This window comes from Streptomyces sp. NPDC057950 (assembly GCF_042887295.1).
In the GTDB taxonomy this organism is placed as follows: domain Bacteria; phylum Actinomycetota; class Actinomycetes; order Streptomycetales; family Streptomycetaceae; genus Streptomyces; species Streptomyces kaempferi.
The window spans coordinates 319,861-337,974 of the sequence record NZ_JBHVPP010000003.1 but is presented as its reverse complement, the minus strand read 5'-3'; the positions used below and the strand labels follow the sequence as shown (position 1 = coordinate 337,974).

General features: G+C 69.5%; 17 protein-coding genes. 8 read left to right on the top strand and 9 right to left on the bottom strand.

Features of this window, described 5'->3' with window-relative positions; genetic code table 11:
• Window positions 1-151: 151 nt before the first annotated feature.
• From ACFVTC_RS08360 to ACFVTC_RS08340, 5 genes are all read right to left on the bottom strand, one after another.
• Window positions 152-1,300: a DUF475 domain-containing protein gene (locus tag ACFVTC_RS08360; RefSeq protein WP_390125253.1), complete on the bottom strand. Its 1,149-nt coding sequence runs from the start codon at window positions 1,298-1,300 to the stop codon at window positions 152-154.
• A 135-nt stretch (window positions 1,301-1,435) separates the two neighbouring features.
• Window positions 1,436-2,011 (bottom strand): TerD family protein, encoded by a 576-nt coding sequence (locus ACFVTC_RS08355; RefSeq protein ID WP_148013792.1) that lies wholly within the window; start codon window positions 2,009-2,011, stop codon window positions 1,436-1,438.
• Window positions 2,012-2,303: 292 nt separating this feature from the next.
• A complete protein-coding gene (locus tag ACFVTC_RS08350; RefSeq protein ID WP_148013793.1) occupies window positions 2,304-2,879 on the bottom strand; it encodes a TerD family protein in 576 nt (191 codons plus the stop codon).
• 113 nt (window positions 2,880-2,992) lie between these two features.
• Window positions 2,993-3,451 (bottom strand): peroxiredoxin, encoded by a 459-nt coding sequence (locus tag ACFVTC_RS08345; RefSeq protein WP_390125506.1) that lies wholly within the window; start codon window positions 3,449-3,451, stop codon window positions 2,993-2,995.
• A gap of 158 nt (window positions 3,452-3,609) precedes the next feature.
• Window positions 3,610-4,038, bottom strand: a complete 429-nt coding sequence (locus ACFVTC_RS08340; RefSeq protein WP_390125251.1) for a DUF3052 domain-containing protein — start codon at window positions 4,036-4,038, stop codon at window positions 3,610-3,612.
• Between the two features lie 480 nt (window positions 4,039-4,518).
• On the opposite strand from ACFVTC_RS08340, the gene aceE reads away from it, so the two are divergent.
• Window positions 4,519-7,251 carry a pyruvate dehydrogenase (acetyl-transferring), homodimeric type gene (gene aceE / locus ACFVTC_RS08335; RefSeq protein WP_390125249.1) on the top strand — a complete coding sequence of 911 codons (2,733 nt, stop codon included), beginning with the start codon at window positions 4,519-4,521 and terminating at the stop codon, window positions 7,249-7,251.
• A gap of 81 nt (window positions 7,252-7,332) precedes the next feature.
• The gene (locus ACFVTC_RS08330; protein ID WP_390125247.1) at window positions 7,333-8,109 is read left to right on the top strand and encodes a potassium channel family protein; all 777 of its coding nucleotides are present in this window, start codon (window positions 7,333-7,335) and stop codon (window positions 8,107-8,109) included.
• A 191-nt stretch (window positions 8,110-8,300) separates the two neighbouring features.
• On the opposite strand, the gene ACFVTC_RS08325 is transcribed toward ACFVTC_RS08330, so the two are convergent.
• Window positions 8,301-9,791, bottom strand: a complete 1,491-nt coding sequence (locus ACFVTC_RS08325; protein ID WP_390125503.1) for an MFS transporter — start codon at window positions 9,789-9,791, stop codon at window positions 8,301-8,303.
• Window positions 9,792-10,034: 243 nt separating this feature from the next.
• Here ACFVTC_RS08325 and ACFVTC_RS08320 point away from each other — a divergent pair, with 243 nt between their 5' ends.
• The 3 genes from ACFVTC_RS08320 (at window position 10,035) to ACFVTC_RS08310 (ending at window position 12,965) form a co-directional block, all read left to right on the top strand.
• Window positions 10,035-10,694: a TetR family transcriptional regulator gene (locus ACFVTC_RS08320; RefSeq protein WP_390125244.1), complete on the top strand. Its 660-nt coding sequence runs from the start codon at window positions 10,035-10,037 to the stop codon at window positions 10,692-10,694.
• Between the two features lie 131 nt (window positions 10,695-10,825).
• Entirely contained in the window at window positions 10,826-12,043 is a 1,218-nt protein-coding gene (locus ACFVTC_RS08315) for an alpha/beta hydrolase (protein ID WP_390125242.1), read from the top strand.
• A 67-nt stretch (window positions 12,044-12,110) separates the two neighbouring features.
• Window positions 12,111-12,965, top strand: a complete 855-nt coding sequence (locus ACFVTC_RS08310) for a DUF4429 domain-containing protein (RefSeq protein ID WP_390125239.1) — start codon at window positions 12,111-12,113, stop codon at window positions 12,963-12,965.
• Between the two features lie 24 nt (window positions 12,966-12,989).
• Here ACFVTC_RS08310 and ACFVTC_RS08305 read toward each other — a convergent pair whose 3' ends face one another.
• Both ACFVTC_RS08305 and ACFVTC_RS08300 read right to left on the bottom strand, forming a co-directional pair.
• Window positions 12,990-14,006 carry an aldo/keto reductase gene (locus ACFVTC_RS08305; protein WP_390125237.1) on the bottom strand — a complete coding sequence of 339 codons (1,017 nt, stop codon included), beginning with the start codon at window positions 14,004-14,006 and terminating at the stop codon, window positions 12,990-12,992.
• Entirely contained in the window at window positions 14,006-14,485 is a 480-nt protein-coding gene (locus ACFVTC_RS08300) for a MerR family transcriptional regulator (RefSeq protein WP_390125235.1), read from the bottom strand. The genes ACFVTC_RS08305 and ACFVTC_RS08300 overlap by 1 nt, the downstream gene beginning before the upstream one ends.
• Before the next feature lie 110 nt (window positions 14,486-14,595).
• On the opposite strand from ACFVTC_RS08300, the gene ACFVTC_RS08295 reads away from it, so the two are divergent.
• A complete protein-coding gene (locus ACFVTC_RS08295) occupies window positions 14,596-15,066 on the top strand; it encodes a GNAT family N-acetyltransferase (protein ID WP_390125233.1) in 471 nt (156 codons plus the stop codon).
• A gap of 19 nt (window positions 15,067-15,085) precedes the next feature.
• Window positions 15,086-15,907: a serine hydrolase domain-containing protein gene (locus tag ACFVTC_RS08290; protein ID WP_390125231.1), complete on the top strand. Its 822-nt coding sequence runs from the start codon at window positions 15,086-15,088 to the stop codon at window positions 15,905-15,907.
• Between the two features lie 131 nt (window positions 15,908-16,038).
• Here the strand turns inward: ACFVTC_RS08290 and ACFVTC_RS08285 are convergent, their stop codons facing one another.
• Window positions 16,039-16,701: a pirin family protein gene (locus ACFVTC_RS08285; protein ID WP_390125500.1), complete on the bottom strand. Its 663-nt coding sequence runs from the start codon at window positions 16,699-16,701 to the stop codon at window positions 16,039-16,041.
• Between the two features lie 136 nt (window positions 16,702-16,837).
• Here ACFVTC_RS08285 and fasR point away from each other — a divergent pair, with 136 nt between their 5' ends.
• Complete coding sequence (gene fasR, locus ACFVTC_RS08280) at window positions 16,838-18,043, top strand: fatty acid biosynthesis transcriptional regulator FasR (protein ID WP_168527953.1); 1,206 nt, start codon at window positions 16,838-16,840, stop codon at window positions 18,041-18,043.
• Window positions 18,044-18,114 lie beyond the last annotated feature (71 nt).

Genomic DNA, 18,114 nt, shown 5'->3' with positions numbered 1-18,114 from the left:
TGCGGCGGGGCGGCCGTGAGGACTGGTCCTCGACAGCCGCCCCGTTCAGAGCGTTCCCTCACCGGGCCCGGGTTCACACCCGGGTCCACACCCGCTCGGCACCGGCATCGGCGCCCCGGAGGCGAACCGAGCCTCCGAAGGGGGGAGTCCGTCAGACCCCGGACGAGACCTCAGTCTTCTCGTCCGAGGTCGTGCCTTTTCCCTCGGCGGCCGCGAGCGCCTTGTTGCGGCGCACCGACGACCAGAAGGACCACCCGATCAGGACGACACCGACGAGACCGGTGATGACCTCGTTGATCTGGTACTGGATGGTGACGAGCAGGATGACGGCGAGGGCGCCGATCGCGTAGTGGGCGCCGTGCTCCAGGTAGACGTAGTCGTCGAGGGTGCCCTGGCGGACCAGGTAGACCGTGAGCGAACGGACGTACATGGCGCCGATGCCGAGGCCGAGGGCCATCAGCACGATGTCGTTGGTGATCGCGAACGCGCCGATGACGCCGTCGAAGGAGAACGACGCGTCCAGGACCTCGAGGTAGAGGAACATGAAGAAGGCGGCCTGGCCGGCCAGGACGACGGCCGGCTTCTTCTTGCCGGTCCGCTCGGCCTCCTCCTCTTCCTCGTGGGAGCGTTCCTCCTCCTCTTCGAGCCGGTCCTCGAAGAAGCCGGAGAGTCCGCCGACGACCATGTAGGTGATCAGACCGGCGATGCCGGAGATCAGCACCGTCTGTGCCTTGTCGGCGTGGCCGCCGCCGTGCTGGTGGGCGTGGACCGCGAAGGTGAAGGAGGTGATCAGCAGGACGATCAGGGCGATGCAGACCGACAGCATGTCGACCTTGCCGAGCTTGGCCAGCGGGCGCTCGATCCAGCGCAGCCACTGGATGTCCCGGTCCTCGAAGATGAAGTCGAGGAAGATCATCAGCAGGAACATGCCACCGAAGGCGGCGATCGACGGGTGGGCGTCGGTCACCAGCTGCTGGTACTTGTCCTTGTCGTTCAGCGCGAGATCGACCGCGTCGATCGGGCCGATCTTGGCGCTGATGGCGACGATGACGACGGGGAAGACCAGACGCATACCGAAGACGGCGATCAGCACACCGACCGTGAGGAAGATCTTCTGCCAGAAGGCGCTCATCTTCTTCAGGATTCCGGCGTTGACCACCGCGTTGTCGAAGGACAGCGAGATCTCCAGGACGGCCAGGATCGCCACGATGCCAAAGGCGGTCCACCCCCCGTAGAAGGCCGCTGCGACCAGACCGATCGCGGTAATCGCGAACGACCAGCCGAAGGTTTTCAGAAGCACTGGCTACCCAATCATCGTGTGGTGGGGGCACCCCCAAGCGCCGGCTTGGGGGAAGGCTTCCCTCGCGCCGTACTCGGCTTTACCTACTGTTGACCACGAAGTCTAGAGGCCCGCCCTCGACTGGTGCAGGTGGGCCTAGGAAACATTGACTCCGAAGTCCAGGGCGATACCGCGCAATCCGGACGCGTACCCCTGCCCGACCGCGCGGAACTTCCACTCGCTGTTGTAGCGGTACACCTCGCCGAAGATCATCGCGGTCTCCGTGGAGGCGTCCTCGGAGAGGTCGTAGCGGGCGAGCTCCTGGCCGTCGGCCTGGTTGACCACGCGGATGAACGCGTTGCTGACCTGCCCGAAGGTCTGGCCACGGTTGTCGGCCTCGTGGATGGAGACCGGAAAGACGATCTTGTCGACGTTGGCCGGCACCTTGGAGAGGTCGATCAGGATCGACTCGTCGTCGCCCTCGCCCTCACCCGTGAGGTTGTCGCCGGTGTGCTCCACCGAGCCGTCGGGGCTCTTGAGCTGGTTGTAGAAGACGAACCACTCGTCGCCGAGCACCCGGCCGGAGTTGCACAGCAGCGCGCTGGCATCCAGGTCGAAGGGGGCTCCGGTGGTGGAACGCGCGTCCCAGCCGAGACCGATCATCACGTGTGTGAGGTTCGGTGCGGCCTTGGAGAGGGAGACATTGCCTCCCTTGGCGAGCGTGACGCCCATGATCTGATTCCTCCCCGGTGAAGCGTTCACTCAGTCCTGCGGGCGGTGTCCCCGCCGTTCCCGGCCGGCCCGTCCGTTCGGTCCAGGTCCGGGGGGTGTCTTCCCCCGGCACGGCACAGCATGCGCGCGGCACCCCGGCGCTCATATGTCGCACGCGGGGTGCGCAGATATCGGGCAGGCCCGGCGCCGCACCCGAAGAGGTGCGACGCCGGGCCGGGAGCCGGAGGCCGTGAGCCGTGGGCCCATGAAAGGGATCGGGCCGTACGGCCGGGGCTCGACGCCGGTGTACGGCTCAGACGTTGACGCCGAAGTCCTGCGCGATGCCGCGCAGACCCGAGGCGTATCCCTGGCCGATGGCGCGGAACTTCCACTCCGCGCCGTTGCGGTACAGCTCACCGAAGACCATGGCGGTCTCCGTGGAGGCGTCCTCGGAGAGGTCGTAGCGGGCGATCTCCGCCTCGCCGGCCTGGTTCACCACGCGGATGAACGCGTTGCGGACCTGGCCGAAGGACTGCTGGCGGTTCTCGGCGTCGTAGATGGAGACCGGGAACACGATCTTCTGGACGTCGGCCGGGACGGCGGCGAGATTCACCTTGATCTGCTCGTCGTCGCCCTCGCCCTCACCGGTGATGTTGTCGCCGGTGTGCTCCACCGAGCCGTCCGGGCTCTTCAGGTTGTTGAAGAACACGAAGTTCTGGTCGGAGCTGACCTTGCCGTCCGCGTTCGTGAGGATGGCGCTGGCGTCGAGGTCGAAGTCGACGCCGGTCGTCGTACGGGCGTCCCATCCCAGACCGACGATGACCGCGGTCAGTCCCGGGGCCTCCTTGGTCAGCGATACGTTGCCGCCCTTGCTGAGGCTGACTCCCACGAGTCCTCCCATTGGTGTCCGGGGGCGGGGAGCCCCGTCGTGCGTTGGTATCGGATCAACGTGTCGATCCTAGTGACGGGTTCCCGCACCCTGCAGGCCCTGCGACCGAAGAATCACAGGGTGTCGAGCGCCTTCACGTACTCGTTCAGGTCACGCGCGTCCGGCAGACCGTTGACCACGGTCCAGCGCACGACGCCCGCCTTGTCGATGATGAAGGTGCCGCGCACGGCACACCCCTTGTCCTCGTCGAAGACGCCGTACGCGCGTGAAGTGTTGCCGTGCGGCCAGAAATCGGAGAGCAGCGGGTAGTCCAGGCCCTCCTGCTCGGCGAACACGCGCAGGGTGTGGATGGAGTCGTTGGAGACGGCCAGCAGCTGGACGTCGTCGTTGACGAACTTCGGCAGTTCGTCGCGCAGGGCGCACAACTCGCCGGTGCACACACCGGTGAAGGCGAACGGGTAGAAGAGCAGCACCACGTTCTTCTCGCCGCGGAAGTCGGACAGCCGCACGGTGGCTCCGTGGTTGTCCTTGAGCTCGAAGTCCGGTGCCTCGGTGCCGACCTCGATCGCCATACTCACACGCTTCCCTTCCAGGGGGCTGTTCGGGTGACGACCACCCTACGCAGGGACCTCCGGGGGTCCCGGATCGGCCCATGGCCGAGGCCCCCGCCGGCGGATCGCCGGCGGGGGCCTCACACACACGGATGCTCTGCGTCAGACGGAGCGACAGCTCAGCGCTTCGACTTGGGCGTGGCCAGACGCGTGCCCGACCACTCCTTCCCCACGGAAATGCTCTTCGTCTGGGAGAGGCCTGCGGTCTGGGCGGCGTCATTGATGTCGCTGGGCTCGACGTAGCCGTCCCGGCCGGTCTTCGGGGTCAGCAGCCAGATCATGCCGCCGGCCTCAAGGAGACCGATGGCGTCCACCAGGGCATCCGTAAGGTCGCCGTCCTCGTCGCGGAACCACAGCAGCACGACGTCTGCGACGTCGTCGTAGTCCTCATCGACCAGGTCCTGGCCGATCAACGATTCGATACCTTCACGGAGGTCGTGGTCAACGTCGTCGTCGAAGCCGATCTCCTGGACCACCTGTCCGGGCTCGAACCCCAGCCTGCCGGCCGGGTTGGTCCGCTCCTCCGCGTGGTCCGCGGTCGCGCTCACGGCTTGCCTCCTGATCATGTTTCGGTAGATGTCTCAGCCACGCGCGTGCGCGAAGCATTGGCCGTAGTCCACACGGGCGGGGCGGATCGCGCAAGTACCCGGCCGTCGAGACCGCCGAAACGGTGACGATCCCGGCGGTGTCGACGCAACTCCAGTCGGCGAATCACGGCCATAGGTGACGCACACCACACCTTTCTGCCCCATTTGCGAAGTTCGGAACCCTTGGAGCGTACGAGACCCGAACGACTTTGCGGAACGCGTCACGGAGTGAGCGTATCGTTGCGTTTTGGTCTGGCCCGTCCCGGCGATCTGCGGGAATGTCTCGGTTACCTATCGGTAGAGATGACGATTCCGTTCCCGAGGTACACGATTGGGGAGCGGTGCCGAGACACCGTGAATCCGCCCCAGACAGCGCCCGGAAAGCCCCTGCTCAGCCCCCCGGGCAGCCTTCAGACAGCCCTCTGACAGCGAAGGAACAGCGTGGCTTCCGGATCCGATCGCAATCCGATCATCATTGGCGGCCTTCCCAGTCAGGTCCCGGACTTCGACCCCGAAGAGACACAGGAGTGGCTCGACTCGCTCGACGCCGCCGTCGACGAGCGCGGCCGCGAGCGCGCCCGCTATCTGATGCTGCGGCTCATCGAGAGGGCCCGCGAGAAGCGCGTGGCCGTGCCCGAGATGCGCAGCACGGACTACGTCAACACCATCGCCACCAAGGACGAGCCCTTCTTCCCCGGCAACGAGGAGATCGAGCGCAAGATCCTCAACGCGACCCGCTGGAACGCGGCCGTGATGGTGTCCAGGGCCCAGCGTCCTGGCATCGGCGTCGGCGGCCACATCGCCACCTTCGCCTCCTCCGCCTCGCTCTACGACGTCGGCTTCAACCACTTCTTCCGCGGCAAGGACGAGGGCGACGGCGGTGACCAGATCTTCTTCCAGGGTCACGCGTCCCCCGGCATCTACGCCCGCGCGTTCCTGCTCGACCGGCTGAGCGAGCAGCGGCTCGACGCGTTCCGCCAGGAGAAGTCGAAGGCGCCGTACGGGCTGTCCTCTTACCCGCACCCGCGGCTGATGCCGGACTTCTGGGAGTTCCCGACCGTCTCGATGGGCCTCGGCCCGCTCGGCGCGATCTTCCAGGCGCGGATGAACCGCTACATGGAGGCGCGCGGTATCGCGGACACCTCCGCGTCGCACGTCTGGGCGTTCCTCGGGGACGGCGAGATGGACGAGCCGGAATCGCTCGGACAGTTGTCCATCGCGGCTCGGGAGGGTCTCGACAACCTGACCTTCGTGGTCAACTGCAACCTCCAGCGTCTCGACGGCCCGGTACGCGGCAACGGCAAGATCATCCAGGAGCTGGAGTCACAGTTCCGGGGCGCCGGATGGAACGTCATCAAGCTGGTGTGGGACCGCAGTTGGGACCCGCTGCTGGCGCAGGACCGCGACGGCATCCTCGTCAACAAGCTGAACACCACGCCCGACGGCCAGTTCCAGACGTACGCCACCGAGACCGGTTCGTACATCCGCGACCACTTCTTCGGCGACGACCACCGGCTGCGCGCCATGGTCGAGGGCATGACCGACGACCAGATCCTGCACCTGGGCCGCGGCGGTCACGACCACAAGAAGATCTACGCGGCGTTCTCGGCGGCCAAGGCGCACGCGGGCCAGCCGACGGTGATCCTGGCGCAGACGGTCAAGGGCTGGACGCTCGGGCCGAACTTCGAGGGCCGCAACGCCACGCACCAGATGAAGAAGCTGACGGTCGCCGACCTCAAGGGCTTCCGCGACCGGCTGCACCTGCCGATCTCCGACAGGGAGCTGGAGGACGGCGCGCCGCCGTACTACCACCCGGGCCGCAACTCCGAAGAGATCCAGTACATGCACGACCGGCGCAAGGGACTCGGCGGCTACGTACCGACGCGTGTCGTGCGCGCGAAGCCGCTGGAGCTTCCCGAGGAAAAGACGTACGCGAGTGTGAAGAAGGGTTCGGGCCAGCAGTCGATCGCCACGACCATGGCGTTCGTACGGCTCCTGAAGGACCTCATGCGGGACAAGGAGATCGGTAAGCGGTTCGTACTGATCGCGCCCGACGAATACCGCACCTTCGGCATGGACTCCTTCTTCCCGAGCGCGAAGATCTACAACCCGCTCGGTCAGCAGTACGAGTCCGTGGACCGCGATCTGCTGCTCGCGTACAAGGAGTCGCCGACCGGTCAGATGCTGCACGACGGCATCTCGGAGGCGGGCTGCACCGCCTCGCTGATCGCGGCCGGCTCGGCGTACGCCACGCACGGCGAGCCGCTGATCCCCGTCTATGTCTTCTACTCGATGTTCGGTTTCCAGCGCACCGGCGACCAGTTCTGGCAGATGGCCGACCAGTTGGCGCGCGGTTTCGTACTCGGCGCGACCGCCGGCCGTACGACGCTGACCGGCGAGGGACTGCAGCACGCGGACGGCCACTCCCAGCTGCTCGCCTCGACGAACCCGGGCTGTGTCGCGTACGACCCGGCGTACGGCTTCGAGATCGCGCACATCGTGAAGGACGGTCTGCGCCGGATGTACGGTCCGGACGCGGAGGACGTCTTCTACTACCTCACCGTCTACAACGAGCCGATCCAGCACCCGGCGGAGCCGGCGAACGTCGACGTGGACGGCATCCTCAAGGGCGTCCACCGCTTCAGCGAGGGCACTTCGGGTTCGATCCCCGCTCAGATCCTGGCGTCGGGCGTCGCGGTTCCGTGGGCGCTGGAGGCGCAGCGGATCCTCGCCGCCGACTGGAACGTCAGGGCGGACGTCTGGTCGGCGACCTCGTGGAACGAGCTGCGGCGCGAGGCCGTCGAGGTGGAGCGGCACAATCTGCTGCATCCCGAGGAGGAGCAGCGCGTGCCGTACGTCACGCGGAAACTGAGCGGTTCCGGGGGACCGTTCGTGGCCGTGTCGGACTGGATGCGATCGGTTCCCGACCAGATCGCGCGCTGGGTGCCGGGGACGTACCAGTCGCTGGGCGCGGACGGTTTCGGCTTCGCGGACACCCGCGGGGCGGCACGGCGCTTCTTCCACATCGACGCGCAGTCGATCGTGGTCGCGGTGCTGACCGAGCTGGCCCGTGAGGGCAAGGTCGACCGGTCCGTGCTGAAGCAGGCGATCGACCGCTACCAGTTGCTCGAAGTGGCGGCGGCCGACCCCGGAGCCGCCGGCGGCGACGCCTAGGACCCGCGCACACCGGCCGTGTGAGGGGCGGCGGAGCCTGGCGCTCCGCCGCCCCTCCGCCTTTCTTCCTACGATGCGGGTATGAAAGAGCTATCGGCACAGGACCGTTGGGAGCAGCGCACGCAACGGCCCCTGCTGGCGCTCGCGGTGGCGTTCGCCCTGGCCTACGCCGTGCCGATCGTGGACAGTGACGCCTCGCCCGCCGTGGCGGTGGCGTGCACGGCGGTGGAGTGGACGGTGTGGGGATCGTTCGCCGTCGACTACCTCGTACGGCTCCTGCTCGTCCGGCGCCGCAAGGAGTTCGTCCGGACGCACTGGCTGGACCTGTGCGCGGTGATCCTGCCGATCCTTCAGCCGCTGCGGCTGCTGCGGCTGGTCGCCACACTGACCCTGGTCGGGCGGCGGGCCCGGATGGCCTCGCAGATCCGGCTGACGACCTATGTCGGGGGCGCGGTGATCGGGCTGCTCATGTTCGGTTCGCTCGCGGTGCTGTCGGTGGAGCGGGAGTCCCCGAACGGGAACATCAAGACGCTGGGTGACGCGGTGTGGTGGTCGTTCACGACGATGACGACGGTGGGGTACGGGGACCACGCGCCGACCACGGGGATGGGCCGTGTCCTCGCGGTCGGTCTGATGCTCTCCGGTATCGCCCTGCTCGGTGTCGTCACCGCCAACATCGCGGCGTGGTTCATCTCGCGCTTCGAGAAGGACGACGTGGAGGAGCGCCGGCAGACGGCGGCGATCGAGGCGTTGACGGAGGAGGTGCGGGCGCTGCGCGCGGAGGTCGCCGCGCTGTCGGGCGTCCGGGAGATCGTCCGGCCCCCCGCGTCCGGGGTGGCGGAGGAGCACGCGCGTTGACACGCGCGGCGGAGGGGGCGCCCCTCTCGGAACTGCGGGCGCGCTGCCCCCCTCCGACAGCGCGCCGCAGATCCATTCGCCCCCGTGTTCGTGCGGAGGGCGTGACCCACTGTGACCTGCGGCGCGTGCCGGACGGGTGGGATCTTGAGCCGTATCACCCGTAAGGGTGAAACCGGGCTGGAAAGCGCCGGTCAGATGTGGCCGGCCCCCGCGCCCGCGGCGTCCGCGTTCTCGCCCCTCTTGGTGAGCAGTGCGACGAAGACCGCCACCACGGCCACCACGGCCGCGACCAGACAGGCCAGGCTCATGCCGGAGACGAACGTGTCGTGGGCGACGGCCGTGATCTTCGCCGCGAGTTCGGGCGGGGTGCCCTTGCCCACCGGTGCGGCGCCGACCTGGACGGCCTGTGATGCCTGGTCGAGCTGGGCCGGTGTGAGCGGCGGAAGCTTGGCGTCGGCCCAGTTGCCCGCGAGGTCGCCGTCGACCTTGGAGGCCATCACGGCGCCCAGGACCGCCGTACCGAGGCTGCCGCCGATCTGCATCGCGGCCTGCTGGAGACCGCCGGCGACACCGGAGAGCTCCATCGGCGCGTTGCCCACGATGACCTCGGTGGCGCCGACCATGACGGGGGCGAGCCCGAGGCCGAGACCGGCGAACCAGAGCGACATGACGGCGCCGCTGGTACCCGTGTCCAGCGTGGACATGCCGTACATGGAGATCGCGGTGAGGGCCATGCCGCCCGCCAGCGGGATCCGCGGACCCGTCTTGGTGATCAGGGCGCCGGCCAGCGGGGAGCCCACGATCATCATCCCGGTGAGCGGGAGCAGGTGCAGCCCGGCGTCGACCGGGCTCATGCCGTGCACGTTCTGCAGGTAGAAGGTGACGAAGAACAGGCCGCCCAGGAAGGCGATGGCCATCAGCACCATGAGGACCACGCCCGCCGACAGCGGTACGGAGCGGAACAGGCCCAGCGGGATGAGCGGCTCCGCGACCCGTGTCTCCCAGAGGGCGAAGAGCGCGAAACCGAGCACCGAGGCGCCGAGGAAGGTCCAGGTGAGGCCGGCGCCCCAGCCCCAGGCCGGGGCCTTGATGAGCGCCCAGACCAGGCAGAACATGGCGCCGGAGAGCAGGGCGATGCCGGGGATGTCGAAGGAGCGCGGGGCGTTCTCGGCGCGGTGGTCGGTCAGGATCAGCAGGCCGAGGACCAGCGCGGCGACACCGACCGGGACGTTGATGAAGAAGACCGACTGCCAGCTCACGTGCTGGACCAGCAGGCCGCCGAGGATCGGGCCGCCCGCGGTGGAGGCGCCGATGACCATGCCCCAGATGCCGATCGCCATGTTCAGCTTCTCGGCCGGGAAGGTGGCCCGCAGCAGGCCGAGCGCGGCCGGCATGAGCAGCGCGCCGAACAGGCCCTGGAAGACACGGAAGGTGACCACCAGGGCGATACTGTCGGACAGGCCGATGGCTCCGGAGGCCGCGGCGAAGCCGACCACACCGATCAGGAAGGTCTGGCGGTGCCCGAAGCGGTCGCCGAGCTTGCCCGCGGTGATCAAAGTGACCGCGAGGGCGAGGAAGTACCCGTTGGTGATCCACTGGACGTCCGCGAAGCTCGCGCCCAGGTCCTTCTGGATGGCCGGGTTGGCGATGGCGACGATGGTGCCGTCCAGGGCGACCATCATGACGCCGACGGCGACGGTGAACAGGGTGAACCACGGGTGGCCGCGCAGCCCGGAGGCCCCCGGCGGATCCGACGGGGCGAGCGGCGTCCTGTCCCCGGACCCCGTCGTGTCGATGGTGGTCTGACTAGTCATGCGGCGAGGCTAGTGACAGCCGCTGACAATTGACAAACCAGTTCACAAGTCGGTAACTGTCACGTCACTCACGAGTACGCTGAGCTGGACGGGAGAACGGAAGAGGACCCCATGGACACGACCCCCGTCACACAGATGGCGCCGCGTCCGGGCCTGCGCGAGCGCAAGAAGCAGCGCACCCGGGACGCGCTGCTGCGGGCCGCCCTCGAACTGTTCGTCACCCAGGGCTACGAACGCACGACCGTGGACGAGATCGCCGAGGCCGTCGACGTCTCGCAGCGCACCTTCTTCCGTTACTTCGCGGGCAAGGAGGACGTCGCTCTGTTCACCCAGGGCATCGCCGAGTCGCGCTTCCTCGCCGCCGTCCGTGAACGCCCGCCCCACGAAGCCCCGTTGGAGACGCTCCGCGGTGCCGTGCTGGAGGGCTGGGACACCATCAGCGAGGCGGTCGAGGCGGTGGTCCCGATCGAACTGCACATGCGCGCCCACCGGTTGATCGAGGCGACGCCCGCGCTGCTCGCCGCCCATCTGCGCCGTTCCGCCGAGCTGGAGGACGAGATCGCCCGGGTGATCGCCGAGCGCGAGGGGATCGACGTGGACACGGATCCGAGACCGCGGGTCGCGGTGGCCGTGTTCTGCGGGGTGATGCGGGTGACGCACCGGATGTGGGGCGCGGGCGAGGACGACAGTGTCGAGGCGATCCGCGCGCTGACCGTCACACATCTCGACCAGCTGGGGCCCGCATTGGCGGAGAAGTGGCGCACGGAATGAGCAACTCCGCGCACACAACGTCACTATTTATCTGAAACTGAACCCGCTTTGCCCCAATTACCCCGCCAGAAACGTGATCCCCACCACTCGTTTAACGGGAGGCACCCCTCTTCTCCTAGGGTGTCCTCTCAGTGACTTCCTTCGACACATCTCCCCAACTGAACGTCTGGCGCGCGTTGCTCGCGCTGGCCGTGGTTTTCGTGATGCTGGCCACCAGTGGCTGGACCGCGGTCCACAGCCATCGGGGGGCAACCCCCCTCCAGGCGTCCCGCTCCGCGTGGCAGCACGGCCGGGTAGCCGGACAGGCTCTCCCGGCCCCGGACTCCGCACCGGGCCGCCTGTCCCGCTTCTTCGCCTCCCTCGACGCCCGCCAGCGCGGCCGGCTGGCGCACCGCTACCCGCTCGCGGTCGGCAACATGAACGGCGCGCCCGTACGGCTGCGCTACACGGCCAACCGCATCGCCATCGGGCAGCAGCGCGAGATCGAGCTCGGGCGCATGCACGACAACCGGCTCTCGTCCCTCGGGCATCAGGAGGCCGGCCGCCGCATGCACCGCTACGAGGCGATGCTGCACAAGGGCCGCACGTTCCTCGCCTTCGATCCCATGGGCTCGGGCCGGGTCGCAGAGGTCTTCGGCAACCTCGACAGGGCCCAGCGGATCTCCGTCGTGGTACCCGGCGTCGACACCGACCTGCTCACCTTCCAGCGCACCAACAAGAAGTACTCGGCACCGGTCGGCATGGCGACCTCCCTCTACGGGGCGGAGCGCGCGGCGAGCCCCCGGACGCGTACGGCCGTGATCGCCTGGGCCGACTACACCGCGCCCAGCGGACTCGGCATGGACGCGGCCACCGGAGTCCGCGCGCAGGAAGGCGCGGTCCGGCTGAACGCGCTGCTGCGCGCGCTGCCCGGCAAGGCCCCCGTCGCCCTGTACTGCCACAGCTACGGCTCGGTGCTGTGCGGTGTCGCCGCCCACACGCTGCCCTCCCGGGTCTCCGACATAGCGGTCGCGGGCAGTCCCGGCATGCGGGCCGACAGGGCCTCGGCGCTGCGCACCTCCGCCCGCGTCTGGGCGATGCGGGACTCCGACGACTGGATCCAGGACGTCCCGTACCTCGAGTTCGGCGGCCTCGGGCACGGCGCCGACCCGGTGTCGAAGGCGTTCGGCGCGCGGGTCCTGTCCGCCCGGGACGCGAAGGGCCACGGCGGCTATTTCGAGCCCGGCACGGAGAGCCTGCGCAACTTCGCGGACATCGGCGTTGGCGCATACGACTCGGTACGGTGCGCGCACGACGACGACGTCTGCCGGCGGGACCTGCCCGCCACCTCCGCGGCGGGACGCGCGTAGAGGACCGAAGAAGTGCGGCCCGCCCGAGGAGGGGACTCCGGCGGGCGCGCGGCTTACGATGGCCCTCATGGGTGACGTACTGGCCGGATTTCATGCCGCCTGGGAGTTCGAGTCCGACTCCGTGCTCATCCGCTTCGAGCGGGGGATCCGTACACCGAAGCTGTTCCAGGCGCTCGGCGAACGCCGGGTCCCCCTGGAGGCGATCGAGGCGGTCACACTGGCGCCGGGCAGGCGCGGCACGGTCGTGCTGCACGCCGTCCCGAGGGCGGGCGCCGATCCGCTGATGGACGCGGCCGCCGGGCAGCTGAAGGAGGGGTGCGACCCCTATCGCCTGGTGCTGCCCTCCGACCGGGAGACCCTCGCCGAGTACTACGCGGACGAGCTGCGGGCCCGGCTGGCCGGGGACGCCGGACCCCCCGAGCGCTACCTGGTCGCGGCACCCGAGGCGCCGCTGCGTTTCAAGGCGTACGACGGCAGGGCGGCCTTCGACGGCGCCACGGTGTCCTTCCGCTGGTTCTGGACCGGCGCGTCCTCCGCCAAGTGGAAGGCCGGCGACCAGAATTTCCCGGTCGCCGGCCTGAGCGGCGTCGAGTGGCGCTCCCCCGAGGTCTTCGAGGGGCATCTGCGGCTGCTGCGCCGCGAGCCCGCCGCCGCGCAGCCCGCCCAGGCCGACCAGGATCCGGCCGCCGTCGTCTTCGGACTCGGTTACGGGCCCGTCCACGAGTCGCTCCCGTTCGCGGCCTCGGTGCTCGCCGCCGTACGGACCTCGGGGTCCGCACCGGTGCCCGTGGTCCCCGCTCCCCGTCGCGACCCGGCCGACATCGCCGACCGCATCCGGCACCTCGGCGAGTTGCACGAGGCGGGGCTGGTCACGGACGAGGAGTTCACGAGGAAGAAGGCGGAGCTGCTCGCGGAGCTGTGAGACTCGCCGGCGCCCGCCGCGCTCCTACTCCCGCCCCGCCGACGAGAACGACATGTCCGCGTACCGCTCCCCCGCCACCTTCGAGGCGATCGGTTCCAGCAGCGCCATCTCCTCGTCGCCGAGGACGATCCGCGTGGCCGCCGTGTTCTCCTCGACCCGGCCGCGCCGCCGCGTCCCCGGAATCGGCACCGCCGCAACCCCGTACGACGCGGCCTGCCGCTGCACCCAGGCCAGCGCGACCTGGCCGAGCGAGGCACCGTGCGCCCCGGCTATCTCGCGTACCGGCTCCAGCAGGGCCCCGTTGACGGCCGCGTTGTCGCCGGTGAAGCGGGGTTGCTGCCGGCGGAAGTCGGCGGCGGTGAGGTCCGTGTCCGCGTTGGCGAACGATCCGGTCAGGAAACCGCGGCCGAGCGGCGAGTACGGGACGAGCGCCACGCCCAGCTCCGCGGCCGCCGGAACCACGCCCGCCTCGATGTCCCGGCTGAACAGCGACCACTCCGACTGCACGGCCGTGATCGGGTGCACGGCCTGCGCGGCGCGCAGCTCCCCGCCGGTGACCTCGCTGAGCCCGAGGTGCTTGACCTTGCCCTCGCGCACCAGCTCGGACATGACCCCGACGGTCTCCTCGATGGGGATCTTCACGTCACGGCGGTGCATGTAGTAGAGATCGATCACGTCGACGTCCAGCCGCTTCAGGCTCGCCTCGACGGCCTGGCGTATGTACGGGGCGTCGTTGCGGACGACCCGCGTCGTCGGGTCGTCCGGCGGGATCGACAGGGCGAACTTCGTCGCGATGACGAGCTCGTCGCGGTGCGCCTTGAAGAACGGCGACAGGAACCTCTCGTTCTCGCCCTGGCCGTAGGCGTCCGCGGTGTCGAAGAGCGTGACGCCGAGTTCCAGCGCCCGCTCCAGGGTGGCCCGTGCCTCGTCGGCGTCGGTGGGCCCGTACGCGAAGCTCATCCCCATGCAGCCCAGGCCCTGCGCCCCGACCTCGGGACCGTCGGCACCGAGCCGTACCTTCGCGATCTTGCTGTCCGTCATCAGGACCTCTCCGACGCCAGGGGCCGCCCGGCGTCCGCATAGAAACTGATCTTGTGGTCGAGGACGGCCAGGGTGTCCTGGAGCTCGGCGATCCGCGCCTTCACGTCCCGGCGGGTGGCTTCCAGCAGCTCGAAGCGCTGGAGGTAGGTGTCGTCGCCCTCCCGCACCAGTTCCGCGTACCGCACCATGTCGGCGACCGGCATACCGGTGAGCCGGAGCTTGCCGACCAGGTTCAGCCAGTCCAGGTCGCGGTTGCTGTACCGGCGCTGTCCGGTGTGCGAGCGGTCGATGTGCGGCATGAGACCGATCCGCTCGTACCAGCGCAGGGTGTGCGCGGACAGGCCGGTGAAGGCGACGACCTCGCTGATCGTGTAGCTGTCCTGGCCGTCCGGGCGCCGCTGCCGCTCGGGAGGCGCCACGCACACATCCGTCCTGGTGCCGGTCTCGGCGGCCTCGGCCGTGGTCTCCATCACCGTCATGGCCTCCACGCTAAAACCTTGGAGTGCACTCCAAGCAAGGGGAATCCGGTAAAAGCCGGCCGCCGCGAAACGGAGGACGCCCGCGGGTCGCGGTGGCTACCGTGCGGATCATGATTCTCGTACGCCGCGCCCTGCCCGAGGACGCACCGGAAGTGCTCCGCCTGCGCCAGGTCATGCTCGATTCGGTCTTCACCACCGACGGCTCCACCGGGTGGCACGCCGGGTCGCTCCCGACGATACGCGAGAGGCTGGCGCGTCCCGAGGGCGACTTCGCGGCCTTCGTCGTCGACCACCCCGGCCGGCCGGGCGCGCTGGCCGCGCTCGTCGCCGGGACCATCGAGTACCGGATCGGGCGGCCCGGCAATCCGCGGGGCGCGGTCGGTCACGTCTTCAGCGTCGCCACCGACCCCGACGCGCGGCGCCGGGGGTACGCGCGGGCCTGTATGGAGACGCTGCTCGACTGGTTCCGCGAGCGGGACGTGCCCCAGGTCGACCTCAACGCATCCGCCGAGGCCGAGCCGCTGTACGCGTCCCTCGGGTTCGTGCGCAAGCCGGACCCCTCGATGCGGCTTCGGCTGTGAGCCGCTTAGGCTCGTACCCATGTCCCTGCGCAGCCTGGCGTTGATCGAGAACTGGCCCGTCCCCACGGCCGCCGCGGCCGTCGTCCGTGCGGACGGCACGGTGACGGGATCGTACGGTCCGCTCGACCACCGCTTCCCCCTCACCTCGGTCACCAAGCCGCTCGCCGCGTACGCCGCGCTCGTCGCGTACGAGGAGGGGGCCATCGATCTCGACGAGCCGGCGGGTCCGGCCGGTGCGACGGTCCGTCATCTCCTCGCGCACACCTCGGGGCTCGCGTTCGACGAGCACCGGGTGATGTCCTCGCCCGGGGAGCGGCGGCTGTACTCCAACGCCGGGTTCGAGGTCCTCGGGGACCACATCGCCAAGGCGACGGACATCTCCTTCCCCGAATACCTGCGGCAGGCGGTGCTGGAGCCGCTGGGCATGACGGGGACGTCGCTGAACGGCTCGCCCGCGAAGGACGGGGTGTCGACGGTGACGGACCTCGTGCGCTTCGCGGCGGAGGTCCAGGCGCCGCGGCTGCTCGATCCGCGGACGGTGGCGGACGCGATGACCGTGCAGTTCCCCGGCACGAAGGGGGTGCTGCCGGGATACGGCCACCAGAACCCCAACGACTGGGGGCTCGGTTTCGAGATCCGTGACTCCAAGTCCCCGCACTGGACGGGTGTCTCGTCCTCGCCGCGTACCTTCGGCCACTTCGGGCAGTCCGGTACGTTCCTGTGGATCGACCCGGTGGTGGGAGCCGCGTGCGTCGCCCTCACGGACCGGGCGTTCGGGCCGTGGGCCGCGCAGGCGTGGACGCCGTTCACGGACGCGGTTCTCTCCGAGCTGCGGGGCTGACACGCCTTCGGGACACGGAGGCGGGTCCTTCGGGTGCGGCTGAGCGGGGGCCACCGGACACCGGATGCGCGGCCAGGCTTTCAGGGGCGCGGGGAACTGCGTGACCAGCCCCCGCGCACCCGCGGCCGAAATCAGCCCGCGGCCGTCATCTCCCACAGCAACAGCTCCGCGGGGGTCGTCGCCACCGCCTCCAGATCCTTCGCGTCCCGGACGCGCGCCGCGTCGCCCGGTCCCAGCTCCGCGCCGTCCAGACGCACCTCGCCGCGCACCGCGTGCACGTACACGAACGGCGCGTCCGGAAGCGCCGTCCGCTCCCCCACCGCCAGCCGCCGCACGTGCAGCATCGCCTCCGCCTCCGGGACCGCGTACGGCGTGGAGTCCGCGATGCCGTGGACGACCTCGTAGGACGGGACACCGCCGGGCACGGCCGGGGCCAGCCACATCTGTACGAACACCAGCGGGCCCGGCCCGTCGTTGCGCTCGACGTGCCGGATGCCGGCCGCCGCACTCAGCCGCTGTACGTCCCCGGCCCGCACCAGCGACTCGTGACCGGCCGAATCCCGGTGGGTCAGCTCCCCCTCCACCACCCACGTGACGATCTCCGTGTGGCTGTGCGGGTGCTCGTCGAATCCCGCACCGGGCGCGAGGCGTTCCTCGTTGCAGGCGATCACCGCGCCGAAACGGAGGTTGTCCGGGTCGTAGTGCGGGCCGAAGGAGAAGGCGTGCAGCGAGGAGATCCCGGCCGCCGGATCCCCTCCTCGGTAGCGCTCGCCGGCGCGCCGTACCTCGATCACATCCGCCACATCCGCCACATCCGACAGCGCCGTACGTCCGTCACGTCCCCCACCGTAGCCCCGCCCCTCTCCCTCCCGTCCCCCATGGGAGACCCGCCGCCGCACGGCTCCGTCCTGATAAGGCAGTCTTGTCCCCGTGCCCGAACCCGAACGCAGCAATCCCGAGCGCCCAGCGCACGACATCCACACGCACTCCGCGACCCTGAAGCGGCTGGAGAAGTCGTCCGGAAGTCTCGCCGCGCAGGCCATCGCGCGGATGGACGAGACGCTGCCGTGGTACCGGGCCATGCCACCGGAGAACCGTTCCTGGATCGGGCTCGTCGCCCAGGCCGGTATCGCCGCGTTCACCGAGTGGTTCCGGCGTCCCGACGCGCCCCAGGCCATCTCCACCGACGTGTTCGGCACCGCCCCCCGCGAGCTGACCAGGGCCATCACCCTGCGCCAGACCGTCGAGATGGTGCGCACGACGATCGAGGTGATGGAGAGCGCCATCGACGAGGTGGCCGCGCCCGGCGACGAGTCCGTGCTGCGCGAGGCCCTCCTCGTCTACGCACGTGAGATCGCCTTCGCCACCGCCCAGGTGTACGCGCAGGCCGCCGAGGCACGCGGTGCCTGGGACGCCCGCCTGGAGTCCCTGGTCGTGAACGCCGTGCTCTCCGGCGAGGCCGACGAGGGCGCCGTCTCCCGCGCCGCCGCTCTCGGCTGGAATTCCCCCGAACACGTCTGCGTGGTGCTGGGTACGGCGCCCGACGGTGACAGCGAGCTGACCGTCGAGGCCATCCGGCGAGCGGCCCGGCACGCCAAGCTGCAGGTGCTGACCGGAGTGCTCGGGGACCGGCTCGTGGTGATCGCGGGCGGCAGCGACAACCCGCTCGCGGTGGCCAAGTCGCTGATCGGCCCGTACGCCGCCGGGGCCGTCGTCGCCGGGCCGATCGTGCCCGACCTGCTCGCCGCGACCCGCTCCGCACAGGCCGCCGCGGCCGGCCTGAAGGCGTGTTTCGCCTGGCAGGACGCCCCGCGCCCGGTCCTCGCCGACGATCTGCTGCCCGAGCGCGCGATCGCCGGAGACCCCTCGGCCCGTGAGCAACTGGTGGAGGAGATCTACAGACCACTGGAGGAAGCCGGCTCCGCGCTCCTCGAAACCCTCAGTGTCTATCTGGAACAGGCGAGCAGCCTCGAAGGCGCGGCCCGAATGCTCTTCGTTCACCCCAACACCGTGCGCTACCGGCTGCGACGTGTGACTGACGTCACCGGTTGGTCACCCTCGGATGTACGATCCGCCTTCACACTGCGGATCGCGCTCATCCTGGGGCGTCTGGCCGATGGAGATCTCCAGACGTAGGCATTTGTCGGAGCCCTACAATTCCCCTTCGTGTTCTTCGTCCCTGTCCCCACGGGCGGCCGTGGCCGTCC